The organism is Spartinivicinus marinus (assembly GCF_026309355.1).
GTDB classification, from domain to species: domain Bacteria; phylum Pseudomonadota; class Gammaproteobacteria; order Pseudomonadales; family Zooshikellaceae; genus Spartinivicinus; species Spartinivicinus marinus.
In genome coordinates this window covers 3,141,242-3,158,006 of the sequence record NZ_JAPJZK010000001.1, presented here as the reverse complement: position 1 = coordinate 3,158,006, position 16,765 = coordinate 3,141,242, and the positions used below count along the sequence as shown (strand labels likewise).

Sequence of the window (16,765 nt, the reverse complement as noted above, 5' to 3'; positions counted from 1 at the left end):
ATCATACAAGTACAAGCCTTATTAGATTAGTGGAATATTTAAGCAGCCGCCGCCACTCCTTTTTGAAATGATTTTCTTTCTGAAACTCTATTAAGATAGTCTTGTAGCTTACTATGTTTTTCAATCATGTATTTAATTTCAGAATGGCTGAAAAGATAGTCCAATATCGGTACTAATAATGCGTCAGCTATAGTAAAACTGTCTCCGACTATATACAACTGATCAGCTAATTGATGACTTAACACTATCAATGCTTTTTCTACCCCTGGTTCAGCAGCCTTCACTTTATCAACTCGAATAGTGCCGTTTTCTCCTTTGGGAAAAGCAAACTCAAGTAAATACTTACGCACTATTGCTTGATCAATGTCCCCTGCTATTAAACTACACCACTGATCATGCTTAGCTCTTGCTACAGGATCCGAAGGTTGTAACTCTGGCCCAGGAAATTCTTGATCAAGATAGCGGCAAATTGCTACTGTCTCACAAATACTAGCATCAGCGTGAATCAATACTGGTAGTTTCCCAAATGGATGCAGTTTATAGTGTTTATCGCTCTTAAAAGGAATTTCCTCTCCATTCACAGAAAATCCTGTTGTATAGCTAATATTTTTCTCTTCACATACCAGCCTGACTGAACGAACAAAGCTACTAAAGTTAGGCCCATAAATATGTACTTGTTGACTCATCCTATCCTCCTCTTAAACGGTGTCGCAAAATTACTGCCTCATAACCTTTTGCGACCTTCTAATCGGTTAACTTAACTCAGGCATTCTAATGTAGGGTTAATGAGAATATGATCAAGGACATATTTTAAAACTATGTAAAAATGTTAAAACAGCTGAGCTTATGACTAACCGGAGTAACCATAATGCCTTGGACAGATAACCATAAACAGGCCAGTCGCCAACGAATCTTAACTAGCGCTGCTCGCTTATTCACTCACAAGGGTTATGACAATGTCAGTATTAATGAAGTAATGGCAGATGCTAGCCTAACCCGTGGTGCTTTTTATACCCATTTCAGTTCTAAGTCTGAACTATATGCTGAATCCATTATAACTGCCGCTATGTCTGGTAGCTCCCTATTGCAACAACTAGCCTCTGGCAAACAGTCTCTTGCTAGTTTAACGAAAGCTTACTTAAGCCTTGAACATCGAGAAGGTGAAATGATGCATTGTCCACTGGCTTTTTTAGTAACTGATGTTAGCCAGCGCGATGACACGGTTCGTAATGTTTATACCAAAGCATTTCGAGGGTTTGTGAATAAACTGTCAACCACAAAACCAGATAAAAATACAAAGCCTTCCGTAAAAGCACTTCAGGCTGCTGTATTAATGATTGGAGGCCTAGCGATAGCAAGAGCAATCAATGAAGAAGAACTGGCAGAGCAGTTATTAAGCGCCTGCCAACAAGGTGTTCAAGTATAACTAAAAAAATAAAACTTAAGGGCACCTCTAATAATTGTTTGCTGTCTCTGGCCTTCTGGTAAATTCGCAGTCAAGGCTATAAACAATTACTAGAGGTGCCCTAAGTGGTTGTTTGTAGTCAAAACGAATTGTTTTTAGGGGCTAGCCTACTACTGTGAAGTTAGCAATAGCAGCATTAGTCGAAATGCTGGGGCTCGTATTCAACAACAACCCCTAAAAGTCATTCGCGAAGAGTATAGTTAGTGGCTTTTCTTATACCACTGTATTACCCCATAAATACTGATTAGTGCCCATGCTCCCTCAATAATAACCGCCGATAAGTTAAAGTCAAAATAGAGAGAAATCAAAATTAAAATTGCACCAATGAGATTACCTAATGAATACACTAAACTGTCGTTGTTTAACTTATTCATCTGAATGAATAAGTAGCATAATAAAATTAAAAAGACACCTATATTACCTACTAAATCATACCAGTAATAGTTCATTATTCTCCCACTTGAACTAATGCAGACTCTGTTGCCAGCTCCGCTAATAATAACAGCGCTTCTTCAGCTTTTGCTGATTGTATAAATATATGGTCATGATAATATCCAGCAAACATGTTAGCACTTATTCCATTATCAGCCAATTTTCTTGATACCACTGCTGTTAATCCCACAGCATCCAAGCTGGAATGCACCTGCAAGGTAATCATTTTATACACACTATCAAATGCGATGCTTTGTTGGACAGCAGTTTCCTTTTTTAACACCAGAGTTATCCCTTCCATCTCTCTAAAAGTAGCTATCGGCTGATATTTAACCAAATTAATGTTATCAAACTCTTTTAAAGTACAAAACACAAACTCATCTGCAACCAACACAGGTTTTAAATTCATTAATAACTGGTTCAAGTCTTTAATTACTATCATCACAAACACACCTTTATATTATGAGTGTTACAGCGATAAACCACATCACTGTGCCTACTACAATATCAATAGCTTTTTGTACTTTTTGATTTGACAACCATGGTGCTAGTCTAGCAGCTAATATAGCAAGGAAATAAAACCATGCAGCTGAAGCCAACATGCAACCTATTGCAAACTTAATTTTTTCATCACCAGTATATTTCAGGCTTGCTCCACCTAAAATCATAACGGTATCTAAATAAACATGGGGGTTTAATAAAGTAACCACTAAGGCCGAGAATATAACAAACTTAAATGACAGCATATTTCTATTACTAGACAGCTCTACATCATGAACAGGAGACTGAAATGCTTTTTTAAATGACATGACTCCATAGCTAAATAAAAATATTACTCCCCCCCAAATCAAAGCCTGATAAACTAAATCACCTTCAGTCACTAAACTACTACTACCAAACACTCCAAGAGCAATTAAACCAATATCACAAAGCATACAAATTGTAGCAGCAATTAAGTAGTGATTTCTTTTTATACCCTGATTAATCACAAAGGCATTCTGAGCCCCTATTGGAATAATCATCGCGCCCCCCAATAGAAACCCTTTAAGCATAGGAAGAAACAGCATTTGCAACCTCTTACAAAAAATTCTGAATTCATGATAAGAGTCATGCTATTATTAGTAAAATTAAATTTTCTTAATTGATATTAAATTTTCTTATGAAACAGGTTAGCCACAAAATGTTCGACTATAAGCTACTACAAGCGTTAGATGCGGTAGTACAAGAGCAAAGCTTTGAGCGAGCTGCAGCTATCTTATCAATCACTCAATCTGCTATTTCACAACGTATTAAGCAACTAGAAGAACAAGTAGCTCAGCCGCTCTTAGTACGTAGCCACCCAGTAGAACCAACAGTAATGGGCCAAAAACTGCTTGGCCACTTTCGCCAGGTAAAGCAGCTTGAGCAAGAGTTAAGACAAGAGCTGTTCCCCACAGAACCCAACCAACGGTTAAACATTACCATCGCAGTTAATGCTGATAGTTTGGCAACCTGGTTTATTCCTGCCATTAACCTTCTCCTAACAAACCATCCTATTGAGCTAAACTTGCTGATCAGCCATGAGAGCCACACATTAGAAAAAATTAAAAATGGAGAAGCATTTGCAGCCATCAGCAGTAACAATCAAGTTTTACCAGGCTGTAAAGCAGATAAACTAGGAGACATGGAATATGTGCTTACAGCCGCACCCAGTTTTAAGAAAAACTACTTTGGTAAAGCCGTAACAGCTGAAAAACTACTGTATGCTCCCGCTGTAGCTTTTGATCAAAAAGATGATATGCATGCGATTTTTCTTGCACAGCACTTTAATCTACTACCTGGCACTTATCCTTGCCATACGGTAAGGTCATCAGAAGCATTTGTTAGCTTAGCTAAGGAAGGCGCCGCATATTGTTTAATCCCTAGAATACAAGTTCAAACTGAGTTAAATGAAGGTTCACTAATTGAGTTAAGCTCCAAATATAAGTTAAAAGTCCCTTTATACTGGCACAGGTGGATATTAGAAAAAGGTATCCATAAATTAATCTCTGAATCAGTGATAAAGTATGCCAAAAATAATCTTTTTTAGATATAACACCAATTAGCAAACACAGCTCTCTCAGCTGCAAATTAAATTAAAGCTAAATTAAAAAAGTACCTTCTCGAAAAGCCAATTGATAACTATCCAAATTTTTCATATACCAAGCCTGCCCAAAGAACTTCCAGCTACTGCCGTCTCTAACACCAATAGCTGATGATCCTCCATAATAGTGGTCATTCCCATAAGTTGCATCGTTATATAGCCGTTTCTTATTTGTATCAGGTAGCGAATCCAACATTTTATCATTAGGATATTTTTCTCCATCTATATGAAAAACCTGAGGACTAGACGTACTCTCTATTGCTAAACCACAACCTGTCAATCCTGCTGACAAAAACAGGTCTGCATCATCCCCTAACTTTATCGACTCAATTCCATCTTGTTTATATGCTAAAAAATATGCAGTAATCATTGACTTTGAGTACTCTGGTATTTGTTTTAATAAACAACAATTAATTTTTTTGCCATTATGATCAACTGCATGCTTGCCTGCCAGCGGCTCTATTTGGAAATTATAAACGCCTGTTTTTATTGGTACATGTGTTGGCTCATTATTTATAAGTAGTAAATTTTTCTTTAAGAATTCGTTTGGGTTTTCTTTAAACTCCTGCGTTAACTGGTAACTACTAACATCTGTATCGGACTTACGTCTGATTTCATTCACCATATTTATGTTATTTATAATTTTAAGCATAAATTACGCTATCCTTAGGCTAGATTATAATTATCAAGATAGCTAATTTAGTTTTTTTTCTTCTTCGTAAATATAAAATTTAGTAGCTTTTTTTTAAGCTTTGAAAAAGTAACTAGTTACAAGGCTCTTTACTATAAAACTCATACCCTCTTCCTGGCCAGCATCTATGGGCTACTGTTACTGAATGGGTTTGCCATTTACCAGTAGGCTGCTTCATTAGTTTAATATCCCAACGCTCTCCTCTTGTACTATCATCCAAAAAGCCATCCCGAATAACCGTTACAGTAGTCTTATCAGCACTTTCAGCGCTATCGTTCTGCTGGTGTATTAACTGTTCCTTTGCTTCTTCAAAATCCCCAGCAATTTCTAAAGAAAAGTCAACCGCGGACTGATTAAGCTCAGATACTTGGCCTTCCGCTTTTAAGATTGGCAAAGAAGACATTACGGGAATCGTTAAAAGCGATTGATGCCTCTCTTTATTAGTAGGCACCAACCGACAGTTTTGCGTTTGTATGTATTTGCTTGTAACCCACCCTTTATTGTCTTTATATTCCACTCTACACCAACTATTTTTACACCCAAGGTTTACTACACATTGTTCATCAGCAGGAATACTGCCAATTATTTCAGCTTTAGCCGATGCATTAGCCCGAATATTCAATACATCACTTGCCACCACACCTTTTACCTTAATATAAACTGCTCCATAGGCACTCAAAGCAGTGAACCCCTGCAACAATACAATCAGACAGGTAAATAACGGCTTTTTTTGCTTCATTGTCATTTTTTCCTCTATTACTATAAAAAAACAAGCTCTAGATCATTGAGCAATATCGTCAGACAATAATAATCCAGCTAAGCTTTTTTATTAATTAAGAGATAGTAAAAACTAAAAAGGTTCATCCAAAAGCAAAGAGTGCAGTAAGGAGAAGTTATGTCTAATACTGTAAAGGACCAATGTCATACATTCTTTTATGGTCACCACGAGTTAACGGCAGCAGAAGAGTTCTACGCTATGGCTGAGTGGTGCCAACAAAACAATATAAAACACGATATCTATGGTGAAGGAGAGCTAATCCAACAGTTTGAGCAAAGAGTTGCAGATTTACTTGGTTTTGAAAAAGGACTATTTATAGCAACAGGAACATTAAACCAACCAACCGTATTGCAACTTGTATGTCGACAAAAAAACTTTGATTGCGTTGCTATGCACCATACTGCTCATATATTAAAACATGAATGCCAGGGTTATCAGTTGCAAAATAGATTCAAAGTACTACCTATTGGCGATCCTTTTTCAGTTTGGACAATCGAAGACCTTAAAGATATAAAAGATGACATTGCAGCTGCATTATATGAGCTTCCGATGCGAGAAATTGGTGGTCAACTACCCACATGGGAAGCACTTACGGCAATAAAAACATACTGTCACCAGCATAACATTCATCTACATATGGATGGTGCAAGACTTTGGGAAACTAAAGACTACTATGCAAAAGAGTATGCTGAAATAGCCCATGGCTTTAATAGCGTTTATATTTCACTATATAAAGGTATTGGTGGATTGGGTGGTTCCATACTAGTAGGTAGTGAAGCACTGATTGAAAGAGCATCAGTATGGGTAAAACGACAAGGTGGTAATCTAGCCAGACGTTCACCTTATATTGTTTCAGCTGCGATGAAGTTTGATCAACAGTTACAAAAAATGTCTGCCTATTATCTGCGAACTAAAGAAATTTACCAAGTATTAGCTAATTACCCTTTTATAATTCCCAATCCTGAATATCCTCAAACAAGTATGCTGCATCTCTATCTACCTATTAGCTGCAACCAAGCAACTCAGGTTCGAGATAAAATAGCAAAAGAACATGGCATTTATTTTTTCAATAGAATACAAAGTTCACCGTTCGCTAATCAGTGCTTTTTTGAGTGGGATGTAGGGGACTGCTTACTTGATATGCCAGATAAACAATTAATAAAATCACTTGATCTATTAGCCAAAGAAATCAAATCATTATAAAGCACCTATAAACGCTAAAAAGAGCATTAGCTCTTTTTAGACCTAATCAAGTTATCATACCATTATCTATAACTAATATATCCCCAACTCGAAGGGCTATTACTCACTAAACTGCTGCATAATAACTTTAATTGCATGATCAAAAGTCTTTATTTCACCAAGAGTATGAGCCACCATCATAGCGCCCTCCAAACTCGATAATAAATATACTGCCTTATTATTCGCGCTCCCTTCTTCTTGCTGATTGTACCGTGCAAAAACTGCTGTCAGCCACTTAATATTATCTTTAAAAAACCGTTTGGTTTCTCTAACCACCTCTTCTGGTAAAGAGTCTGTTTCAGCACCCAACATTCCACATAAACATAACTTTTGATCTTTTATCAGTGAGTTTCGGAATGTTTCAATATACCGTTGAATAAGCTGCTCAGGTTTGATTGCTGAATCTTCTGGATCACCCAGAGCACTTAAAAACCGCTCTGTATATCGCTTAACCACTGCGGCCCCCAAATCACCTTTTGTAGGGAAGTGATAGTGAACACTCGCGCTTTTGATTCCGACAGCACTTGCTATTTCACGGAAGCTAAAAGAGTTATACCCCTTACTTCTAATGCAGGACTCAGCAACATCTTTAATATTCTCAACAGTATCTGCCTTCATTAATATTCTCTACTAACTTATTAAGGTTATAATAATACTTTATACCTACTGATAGATTGATATCAATTCATAGTTTCAATCACAAAAGGAGAACTAATAGATTATGAAAATATTTTTCTTACTTGTCCAACGCTTTCAATGACAAACAACTTAAAGGCAGTAGCATCCGTGCCATCATGTATACACTACATTCCTAATATCTTTGCTAATCAAGATTAGTGTTTATAAAAATAGAAAGAATAAATCCAGATTACTTCAACCTTTCAATCAATGCATCAGCCAATGGAGGAGCACTTGCAGGGCTTTGACCAGTCATTAGAAATCCATCAATTACCACATTCGGCTCCCAATTTTGCTTACTTTTATAAATAGCCCCTCTTAACTTTAATTCATCTTCAAGGGAGAACAGTAAATGTTGTAGTAATTCAACCTCATTATCTTCTGCATTTTTAAATCCTGTTAGCTCTTTTCCTTTTACCAACGGCTCACCATTATCTTTTTTAGCATCACGTAAAATAGCAGGAGCATGACACACCATAGCTATAGGTCGACCAACTCGCGCAAAGTCTTGAATCATTTTCAACACTAAAGAGTTATTAGCTAAATCCCATAATAGGCCATAACCGCCAGGGAAGAATAATGCGTCATACTGTAAATACTCAATACTTTCTAGAGAAATTGTATTAGCTAATGCAAAGTTGGCTACAGGGTCTTTAACAAAACGTTCAGTGTTTTCTGTTGTAAAAGGTGGCTTCATACTTAATAAATCAATTGGTGCCAATCCACCTTTAGGTGAAGCAAACACAACTTCAAAGCCAGCTTCAACCATTTTATAATAAGGTGTGGCAACTTCTTCAAACCAAGTACCAGTCAATTTACCACTAATGCCAATCTCATTTTCAGATGACATAATAAGTAAAACTCTTTTTTGAATATTGTTTGTTTTCTTTGTTGCTACAGTGTTCATAAATAACTCCATATACCAATAAATAAGGAAAAACCTTCTCAAGACAATCTATCTATCGAAAGGTAGATTCACTTTACATCAACAAACCCTAATCAGCAACCCAAATCTACCTAGTGATAGATTGAGTTATATTATTAATCTTGAACAAATAATAGTCATACACTATAAAAGTATTTTGAGGTAAGACATTAGGATAAGCCTATCAGCCCTAGAGAATAGTCATCAAACACCAATTGAAGAGACTTTGATTCAAGGTTCCTGCTTATAGATCTTTCTTTTAAGCTTGATTGAAGAATAGATTTTACTTAGCCTGCCTATCAAAAGGTAGGTACCATATATAGAGATAATCTTTATACGCAAATTGACCAATAACGAACTTAAACTGAATTATTATATCCAATACGAATGTTTTTTAGGTGGGATTATTCAATGACTGAATCCACAATCTTATAATAACAGGTTATTGATGTAAGGAATAAAGACAGCATATACTACACTTCTACTATTTATAACAGATAGGACAAATTTTATAAATTAAATATGAATGATATATTTCATATTTAATTTATAAATATAGAGAGCAATTTATGATTAATGATGAGAGAGGCTTAGAGTTATCCGGTACAAGTAAGCAAGGGGCCCAAACGCTAGATAATATAATTTCTCATATTTATAATTATCAGCTCGGTATCCCAGAAGCACTGGAAGCTCTATTAATAGAGCATCCCCAGTTTACTATGGCTCATATTGTTCAGGGCTATTGCGTAGCAAGCGAAGGTCGATTCTCATCTCTAGAAGCAGCAAAAAGTATTGTCACGAAACTCAATGAGCTAATAGAAATTGCAGCCCCAAGAGAATTATTACATATAAAAGCGTTAGACTTGTGGTCTCAGGGTAATCTTAAAGATAGTTTTGATATTTGGGAATCTATACTTAGAAATTGGCCGCTTGATCTACTGGCTTACCGTCAACTAACAGGTAATTTATTCTGGCTTGGTGAACGCCGTCGAATGTTAGATGTAGCCGCGAAAACGTCTATAGTCTGGCATCAAGGTATTCCTGGTTATGGTTATTTTCTAGGGCCATTTGCATTTGCTTTAGAAGAAATGGGTGAATATGTACTAGCAGAAAAATATGCTCGCCAAGCTGTTGATATAAATTCTGCTGATTTATGGTCCAAACATGTTGTTGCACATGTGATGGAAATGCAAGGAAGATCAAAAGAAGGTATTGGCTGGTTGGAATCAAGCGCTGCAACTTTTGAACAGCATAATGCATTCAAAGGCCACTTATGGTGGCATTTAGCTTTATTTAATTTTGAATTAGGCAACTTTGATAAAGTATTACAGTTATATGATGACTTTATTTATCCCAAACCGTCTACTTTTTATTTAGATATCCAAAATGCAGCTTCAATGCTAACTCGATTGGAGTTTCAAGGTATTAATGTTGGTAACCGTTGGCATAAAATTGTAGAGTCAGCAATGGAAGTAGCCGGTGATGCTAGTATATTTTTCACAGAACCTCACAATACAATGGCACTGGCTCGCACAGGCCAAATAGAACAGGTTGAGAACCAAATAGAGTCACTGCATCATTTAAAACACAGTAGTTTACAACAAGAACAGTATATTGCCCGTGAATTAGCCACTGCAATCAACTACTTTCATCAACGTCAATATGAACAAGTTATTACGCGCATGCAACACTTACGCTACCAACAACATATTTTAGGTGGTAGTCACGCCCAGCATGATATACTACAGCAGTATTTAATTATGGCAGGAATAGAAACTAACAGGTTTTCATTAGTTAAAGATGTCAATGCCAACTTAAAAAGTCCGCTGTTTGCCAATTTAAAATGTCCGGTTTTTAGCACCATTATGATGCCTCTTCTTTTGATTTAGTCGCATTTGTTACTTTTGTTAATATGCCTGCTTTACGTTTATCTTTCAGTCGATAGCTTTCTCCTTTAATATTGATTGTCGTTGAGTGATGAAGAAGCCGATCTAAAATGGCTGTTGCAATCACTTGATCACCTAGCACATCACCCCAGTCAATAAAGCTTTTATTTGACGTCAGGATGATACTGGCTTTTTCATAGCGTCTGGCAATTAAGCGAAACAGCAAGCTCGCTTCTTGATGAGTTAATGGTAAATAGCCAATTTCATCCAGCACGAGTACCCGAGGGTAAATTAATTGTTGTAACTGACGATCCAGCCTATTTTCTAATTCCGCTTTTTTGAGTTTTGTCATTAATTGTTCAAAGCTAAGAAATAACACACGCTGGCCTGCTTCAGCCGCTTTAACCGCTAAGGCAATGGCTAAATGGGTTTTACCAACACCGGGAGGACCAAGTAGGACGACATTTTCAGCCTGCTCAATAAAACGAAGTGAGGTTAATTGACGAATCACTTTTTTATCTATGCTGGGCTGAAAACTAAAATCAAATTGCTCTAATGACTTAACCCATGGTAATCGGGCCTGCGTGAGCCGTCCTTCTAGCCCTTTTTGATAACGGCCTGCCCATTCCACTTCCAATGCTTCGGTTAAAAACTCCTGTAAATTAAGGCTTTGTTGTGTGGCTTGTTCACAGACACTATCAAGCTGTAGGGGTAAATATTCAAACCGGAGTCGTTCAAATAGTTGGCAGAGGTTCATCGATCACCTCCTGATAAATGGCTAAACTACGTTGCTCTACGGTACATTGAGCCCAGAGAGCACGATGATGATCTGCTTGTGTTTGCCATCCTTGCTGTATCGGCTGCAGTAAATGCCTCGTCAGAAGTTGATGATTTTCTCCATCATAAATACGTAACTCACCGTCTAAGCTAATACGAATGATGACTTGTTTACCCACTTCAGAGTCCGGCACGCTATAGCGATTACCCGATACATCAATGTAGCCATCCCAATTGACCAAGCGACTTTCACGGTAACTGGTGTCATAACGTTGCATAGGAAGGGGAATTAACGCCGTTTGCTCTTGGTGAAACCGTTCCATCACGGGCGCTTTGTAGGTGCCATGAATACGCTGATCGGCTTCTGTTTGCAACCATTGTTGTGCCTGCTGATTTAAATGATCCAGGCTGTCAAATTGGCGATAACGCTGGAAAAAGTGGTGCTTAATATACCCCACCATCCGTTCATCCTTGCCTTTGGTTTGCGGGCGCCTTGGACGACAGGCTTTTGGCATAAAATCATAGTGACTGGCCATATCCAAAAAGCGTGGGTTAAAACGGACATGACCACCTGGGCTATGGGCTAATACTAAGGCTTTTTGATTATCAACAAGCACTTCCTGTGGAATGCCACCAAACCATTGGAAGCTGAGAATCAGGCTTTCTAGTGTATGCTCCGCATCCATACACTCTGTTGCCCAAAAATAAAAACGACGGGAGTAACCTAAAGTGTTAACTGAAAAATAAATTTTCTTTACTTGACCTGCAATGAGGGTCTCGATTTCTCCCCAGTCATGCTGCAACTGCTTCCCTGGTGGGGTTTCAAATCGTACCGTTGCTTTTGTTTTTCGTAATGGTCGCTTCGGTGTAATATAAGCGCGCAACAAACTGGTGCTGCCATCATAACCTAGCGCTACAATTTCACGAAAAATAACCACTGCATTCCAGACATCTTCTTGCAATAAACGATCAATCGTTGGCTTATAAGGATCGAGTTTACTGGGTTTTGGTTTGCGCGATTTTGATGGCGGCGATCCACCTTGCTGTAATACCCGCCTTACTGTTCTTTCACAACAGCCTACACGTTTAGCAATATCTTTTTGGTAAATCCCTTGGCGATGTAAGTGGATTATCATGTGATAGTCCTCCTGGCACAGCATGACCACACTCCAGTGTTGGTGATATCACTAACAGCATGGTCGATTTAATGAGAGGACATTTTATTTTGGCAATCATAGGACTTTTAGCACTGGCACTGACAAAGACTTACTAAAAGAGCGTATCGCCAAACGAACTCAAGGGGCAACCTGGAAATTATTTAAGAACAGGACTACTGAAATCGATTCCTTATCATCACGAAAAGACTTCATAGCATGCTTGAAAAAAGTGTCTTAGTCTATTAACACCCCAATTAAGGGGTGTTAAATTCTTTAGCACGTCGCTTTGTCTATATTCAACAGGTTCTAAGGTATTTACTCATACTTCGTTTTAACTCAAATTCAAATCGCCCAATAGGCAAATCATAATATTTATGAGGATTGAAAGCCTTTCTAACAATCAACCAAGCCCATCGACCGTAACTCATCGACCGACCTTTAGCTAAAAAAACTAAAAAGCCCTCCTTTAATAAATGCTCATACTTTTTAATTAATTGAGTGATTTCTTCTGCATCTTTTTCACAACAATCATAGGGATACTCAAGATTCTCAACCTGACCATAATCCATTACTGCTTACCTCTAAACAACTTAATATTAACGAATACTTAACTCAGTTAATATCAAGCAATTTATTCGCCAGCTCCGATGATATTTAGCTGGCTATAGAAAATTAGAGGAAATTAGAAAGACTTAAGGTAAAGTTTAATTTTTTATTAATATTTTTTTACCAGATAAGCTGTATAAAAAATCAACTATGACTAGACAGAAGAATAATAGAATTAAAGCTATACCCCCTGAAATCCACTAGCCAAATGACTTAAGCATTTCTATGTGCGGTATTCCATCTTCATCATAAAAATCGACTTGTACAGGCAAATAAAACCAATTATTTCTTGATCAAAGTGGCCTGTTGCCTAAGACATGCAAGTACTGGGAGTATAGGGCTCAAAAGAAAAAGGAAAGGAGTAACATCCCTAAAAGTAAAAAACCCCCAACACATTGTGCTGAGGGTTTTTAAAATAAGGCGCTTGACGATGACCTACTCTCACATGGGGAGACCCCACACTACCATCGGCGCGGAGCGGTTTCACTACTGAGTTCGGGATGGATTCAGGTGGTTCACACTCGCTATAGTCGTCAAGCAAAACTGGAATTTGGAACTGTTTTGCGTTGGTTTTCGTAATTTGAATTCTGCGTTGTACTTTTTTGGTGATACTCTTTAGCTTATTTTTAAGCTTTGCGTTCGATGTATTATTTCGTTGTGCTTGTCTATTTCGCTTTGGATTTGTACTCAAATCACTTTGGCGTTATATGGTCAAGCCTCACGAGCAATTAGTACGGGTTAGCTCAATGCCTCACAGCACTTACACACCCCGCCTATCAACGTCTTAGTCTTAAACGGCTCTTTAGAAGGCTCAAGGCCTAAGGGAAGTCTCATCTTGAAGGGGGCTTCCCGCTTAGATGCTTTCAGCGGTTATCCCGTCCGAACTTAGCTACCGGGCAATGCGTCTGGCGACACAACCCGAACACCAGTGGTTCGTCCACTCCGGTCCTCTCGTACTAGGAGCAGCTCTCCTCAAACTTCCAACGTCCACGGCAGATAGGGACCGAACTGTCTCACGACGTTCTAAACCCAGCTCGCGTACCACTTTAAATGGCGAACAGCCATACCCTTGGGACCGGCTTCAGCCCCAGGATGTGATGAGCCGACATCGAGGTGCCAAACACCGCCGTCGATGTGAACTCTTGGGCGGTATCAGCCTGTTATCCCCGGAGTACCTTTTATCCGTTGAGCGATGGCCCTTCCATACAGAACCACCGGATCACTAAGACCTACTTTCGTACCTGCTCGACATGTACGTCTCGCAGTCAAGCGCGCTTATACCTTTACACTAACCGCATGATGTCCGACCATGCTTAGCGCACCTTCGTGCTCCTCCGTTACTCTTTGGGAGGAGACCGCCCCAGTCAAACTACCCACCACACACTGTCCTCGATCCCGATCAGGGACCAGAGTTAGAACCTCAAACATACCAGGCTGGTATTTCAAGATTGGCTCCACGATAACTAGCGTTACCGCTTCAAAGCCTCCCAGCTATCCTACACAAGTAGGCTCAAAGTCCAGTGTGAAGCTGTAGTAAAGGTTCACGGGGTCTTTCCGTCTAGCCGCGGATACACTGCATCTTCACAGCGATTTCAATTTCACTGAGTCTCGGGTGGAGACAGCGTGGCCATCGTTACGCCATTCGTGCAGGTCGGAACTTACCCGACAAGGAATTTCGCTACCTTAGGACCGTTATAGTTACGGCCGCCGTTTACCGGGGCTTCGATCAAGAGCTTCGCCGAAGCTAACCCCATCAATTAACCTTCCGGCACCGGGCAGGCGTCACACCCTATACGTCCACTTACGTGTTTGCAGAGTGCTGTGTTTTTAATAAACAGTCGCAGCCACCTGGTATCTTCGACCGGCTCCAGCTCCATTCGCAAGGAATTTCACCAGCTCCGGCGCACCTTCTCCCGAAGTTACGGTGCCATTTTGCCTAGTTCCTTCACCCGAGTTCTCTCAAGCGCCTTGGTATTCTCTACCTGACCACCTGTGTCGGTTTGGGGTACGGTTAATAATGACCTGAAGCTTAGAAGCTTTTCCTGGAAGCATGGCATCAATTACTTCCTCATCCGAAGATGAGTTCGATATCGGCTCTCAGTATTAGCACCCCGGATTTGCCTAAGATGCCTACCTACAACCTTAAACCTGGACAACCATCGCCAGGCCAACCTAGCCTTCTCCGTCCCTTCATCGCAGTCATTATTAGTACAGGAATATTAACCTGTTTCCCATCGACTACCACTTTCGTGCTCGCCTTAGGGGCCGACTCACCCTGCGCCGATTAGCGTTGCGCAGGAAACCTTGGTCTTCCGGCGAGGGAGCTTCTCACTCCCTTTATCGTTACTCATGTCAGCATTCGCACTTCTGATACCTCCAGCAGACCTCCCGATCTACCTTCGCAGGCGTACAGAACGCTCCTCTACCACCCTAACCTAAGTTAGGATCCGTAGCTTCGGTGTCTAGTTTGAGCCCCGTTACATCTTCCGCGCGAGCCGACTCGACCAGTGAGCTATTACGCTTTCTTTAAAGGGTGGCTGCTTCTAAGCCAACCTCCTGGCTGTCTGGGCCTTCTCACATCGTTTCCCACTTAACTAGAACTTTGGGACCTTAGCTGACGGTCTGGGTTGTTTCCCTTTCCACGACGGACGTTAGCACCCGCCGTGTGTCTCCCGTGATTGCACTCATGGGTATTCGGAGTTTGCATCGGGTTGGTAAGTCGGGATGACCCCCTAGCCGAAACAGTGCTCTACCCCCCATGGTGAGACACGAGGCGCTACCTAAATAGCTTTCGAGGAGAACCAGCTATCTCCGGGCTTGATTAGCCTTTCACTCCGATCCACAAGTCATCCCCTGGCTTTTCAACGACAGTGGGTTCGGGCCTCCAGTCAGTGTTACCTAACCTTCACCCTGCTCATGGATAGATCGCCCGGTTTCGGGTCTATTCCCAGCGACTGTTCGCCCTATTAAGACTCGGTTTCCCTACGCCTCCCCTATTCGGTTAAGCTTGCCACTGAAAATAAGTCGCTGACCCATTATACAAAAGGTACGCAGTCACATGCCGAAGCATGCTCCCACTGCTTGTACGCATACGGTTTCAGGTTCTATTTCACTCCCCTCAACGGGGTTCTTTTCGCCTTTCCCTCACGGTACTGGTTCACTATCGGTCAGCTGGGAGTATTTAGCCTTGGAGGATGGTCCCCCCATTTTCAGTCAAGATATCACGTGTCCCGACCTACTCGATTTCACTTAAAATGGCCTTTCGTGTACGGGGCTATCACCCTGTATCGCGGAACTTTCCAGATCCTTCCACTAAACCATAACAAGCTTAAGGGCTAGTCCGCTTTCGATCGCCTCTACTCACGGAATCTCGGTTGATTTCTTTTCCTCCGGGTACTTAGATGTTTCAGTTCCCCGGGTTCGCCTCATACACCTATGAATTCAGTGCATGATAACCACCTAAGTGGTTGGGTTTCCCCATTCGGACATCGACGGATCACAGTTCGTTTGCCAACTCCCCGTCGCTTTTCGCAGGCTCCTACGTCCTTCATCGCCTCCAGCTGCCAAGGCATCCACCGTATGCGCTTAATCACTTGACCATATAACCCAAAATAATCTGAGTCACACTTACAAACAATTACAACGATATTTTACGCCGAACGCTTGAGTATCACATTTCTGTATACTCAGCAGTTATTTTCAAATTACTACAGTTCCAAATTGTTAAAGAGCAAGTGGCTTAAAAAAAGCCATGGATAAAAAGTAACTTCCTAACCTTTTATCGATGACTTCTTGTTCCCTATCGTATTCCCAGTCGCTTGTTGGTGGAGCCATGCGGGATCGAACCGCAGACCTCCTGCGTGCAAAGCAGGCGCTCTCCCAGCTGAGCTATGGCCCCATACTTGGTGGGTCTGGCTGGACTTGAACCAGCGACCTCACCCTTATCAGGGGTGCGCTCTAACCAGCTGAGCTACAGACCCAAATCTTCCGGGTCAGCGACCCAATA

Annotated in this window: 15 protein-coding genes, 2 tRNA genes and 2 rRNA genes; 4 read left to right on the top strand and 15 right to left on the bottom strand. The window is 40.3% G+C overall.

The window, feature by feature from the left end:
* Positions 1–38 precede the first annotated feature (38 nt).
* Entirely contained in the window at positions 39–686 is a 648-nt protein-coding gene (locus OQE68_RS14245) for a glutathione S-transferase family protein (protein ID WP_180571216.1), read from the bottom strand.
* A gap of 182 nt (positions 687–868) precedes the next feature.
* On the opposite strand from OQE68_RS14245, the gene OQE68_RS14240 reads away from it, so the two are divergent.
* Positions 869–1,426: a TetR/AcrR family transcriptional regulator gene (locus OQE68_RS14240; RefSeq protein WP_180571215.1), complete on the top strand. Its 558-nt coding sequence runs from the start codon at positions 869–871 to the stop codon at positions 1,424–1,426.
* A gap of 239 nt (positions 1,427–1,665) precedes the next feature.
* Here the strand turns inward: OQE68_RS14240 and OQE68_RS14235 are convergent, their stop codons facing one another.
* The 3 genes from OQE68_RS14235 to OQE68_RS14225 are packed head-to-tail and all read right to left on the bottom strand — an operon-like array spanning position 1,666 to position 2,919.
* On the bottom strand, positions 1,666–1,914 hold the full coding sequence (locus tag OQE68_RS14235; protein WP_180571214.1) for a CBU_0592 family membrane protein: 249 nt from the start codon (positions 1,912–1,914) through the stop codon (positions 1,666–1,668).
* Entirely contained in the window at positions 1,914–2,339 is a 426-nt protein-coding gene (locus OQE68_RS14230; protein ID WP_180571213.1) for an ACT domain-containing protein, read from the bottom strand. The genes OQE68_RS14235 and OQE68_RS14230 overlap by 1 nt, the downstream gene beginning before the upstream one ends.
* Positions 2,340–2,352: 13 nt before the next feature.
* Positions 2,353–2,919: a LysE/ArgO family amino acid transporter gene (locus tag OQE68_RS14225; protein WP_266195679.1), complete on the bottom strand. Its 567-nt coding sequence runs from the start codon at positions 2,917–2,919 to the stop codon at positions 2,353–2,355.
* Between the two features lie 158 nt (positions 2,920–3,077).
* Here OQE68_RS14225 and OQE68_RS14220 point away from each other — a divergent pair, with 158 nt between their 5' ends.
* Positions 3,078–3,965 (top strand): LysR family transcriptional regulator ArgP, encoded by an 888-nt coding sequence (locus OQE68_RS14220; protein WP_180571211.1) that lies wholly within the window; start codon positions 3,078–3,080, stop codon positions 3,963–3,965.
* A gap of 52 nt (positions 3,966–4,017) precedes the next feature.
* On the opposite strand, the gene OQE68_RS14215 is transcribed toward OQE68_RS14220, so the two are convergent.
* Together OQE68_RS14215 and OQE68_RS14210 are read right to left on the bottom strand one after the other, a co-directional pair.
* Positions 4,018–4,671, bottom strand: coding sequence for a hypothetical protein (locus OQE68_RS14215; RefSeq protein ID WP_180571210.1), 654 nt, complete (start codon positions 4,669–4,671; stop codon positions 4,018–4,020).
* Positions 4,672–4,783: 112 nt separating this feature from the next.
* The gene (locus OQE68_RS14210; RefSeq protein WP_180571209.1) at positions 4,784–5,449 is read right to left on the bottom strand and encodes an SH3 domain-containing protein; all 666 of its coding nucleotides are present in this window, start codon (positions 5,447–5,449) and stop codon (positions 4,784–4,786) included.
* Between the two features lie 156 nt (positions 5,450–5,605).
* Between OQE68_RS14210 and OQE68_RS14205 the strand changes: the two genes are divergently transcribed.
* Positions 5,606–6,691, top strand: a complete 1,086-nt coding sequence (locus OQE68_RS14205; protein WP_180571208.1) for a threonine aldolase family protein — start codon at positions 5,606–5,608, stop codon at positions 6,689–6,691.
* A gap of 99 nt (positions 6,692–6,790) precedes the next feature.
* Here OQE68_RS14205 and OQE68_RS14200 read toward each other — a convergent pair whose 3' ends face one another.
* Complete coding sequence (locus OQE68_RS14200; RefSeq protein WP_180571207.1) at positions 6,791–7,348, bottom strand: TetR/AcrR family transcriptional regulator; 558 nt, start codon at positions 7,346–7,348, stop codon at positions 6,791–6,793.
* Positions 7,349–7,598: 250 nt separating this feature from the next.
* Entirely contained in the window at positions 7,599–8,315 is a 717-nt protein-coding gene (locus OQE68_RS14195) for a type 1 glutamine amidotransferase domain-containing protein (RefSeq protein ID WP_180571206.1), read from the bottom strand.
* A 587-nt stretch (positions 8,316–8,902) separates the two neighbouring features.
* Here OQE68_RS14195 and OQE68_RS14190 point away from each other — a divergent pair.
* The gene (locus tag OQE68_RS14190; protein ID WP_266195678.1) at positions 8,903–10,222 is read left to right on the top strand and encodes a tetratricopeptide repeat protein; all 1,320 of its coding nucleotides are present in this window, start codon (positions 8,903–8,905) and stop codon (positions 10,220–10,222) included.
* On the opposite strand, the gene istB is transcribed toward OQE68_RS14190, so the two are convergent.
* From istB to OQE68_RS14155, 7 genes are all read right to left on the bottom strand, one after another.
* Positions 10,197–10,976, bottom strand: a complete 780-nt coding sequence (gene istB, locus OQE68_RS14185; protein WP_180571877.1) for an IS21-like element helper ATPase IstB — start codon at positions 10,974–10,976, stop codon at positions 10,197–10,199. The two genes, OQE68_RS14190 and istB, sit on opposite strands and share 26 nt — an antisense overlap.
* Positions 10,954–12,156 carry an IS21 family transposase gene (gene istA, locus OQE68_RS14180; protein ID WP_180571876.1) on the bottom strand — a complete coding sequence of 401 codons (1,203 nt, stop codon included), beginning with the start codon at positions 12,154–12,156 and terminating at the stop codon, positions 10,954–10,956. The genes istB and istA overlap by 23 nt, the downstream gene beginning before the upstream one ends.
* Positions 12,157–12,449: 293 nt before the next feature.
* A complete protein-coding gene (locus OQE68_RS14175) occupies positions 12,450–12,722 on the bottom strand; it encodes a hypothetical protein (RefSeq protein ID WP_180572107.1) in 273 nt (90 codons plus the stop codon).
* Positions 12,723–13,181: 459 nt separating this feature from the next.
* Positions 13,182–13,297 (bottom strand): 5S ribosomal RNA (gene rrf, locus OQE68_RS14170).
* 169 nt (positions 13,298–13,466) lie between these two features.
* Positions 13,467–16,358, bottom strand: a 23S ribosomal RNA gene (locus OQE68_RS14165).
* A 223-nt stretch (positions 16,359–16,581) separates the two neighbouring features.
* Positions 16,582–16,657 (bottom strand) — tRNA-Ala (locus OQE68_RS14160).
* Between the two features lie 5 nt (positions 16,658–16,662).
* Positions 16,663–16,739 (bottom strand) — tRNA-Ile (locus tag OQE68_RS14155).
* Positions 16,740–16,765: the final 26 nt, after the last annotated feature.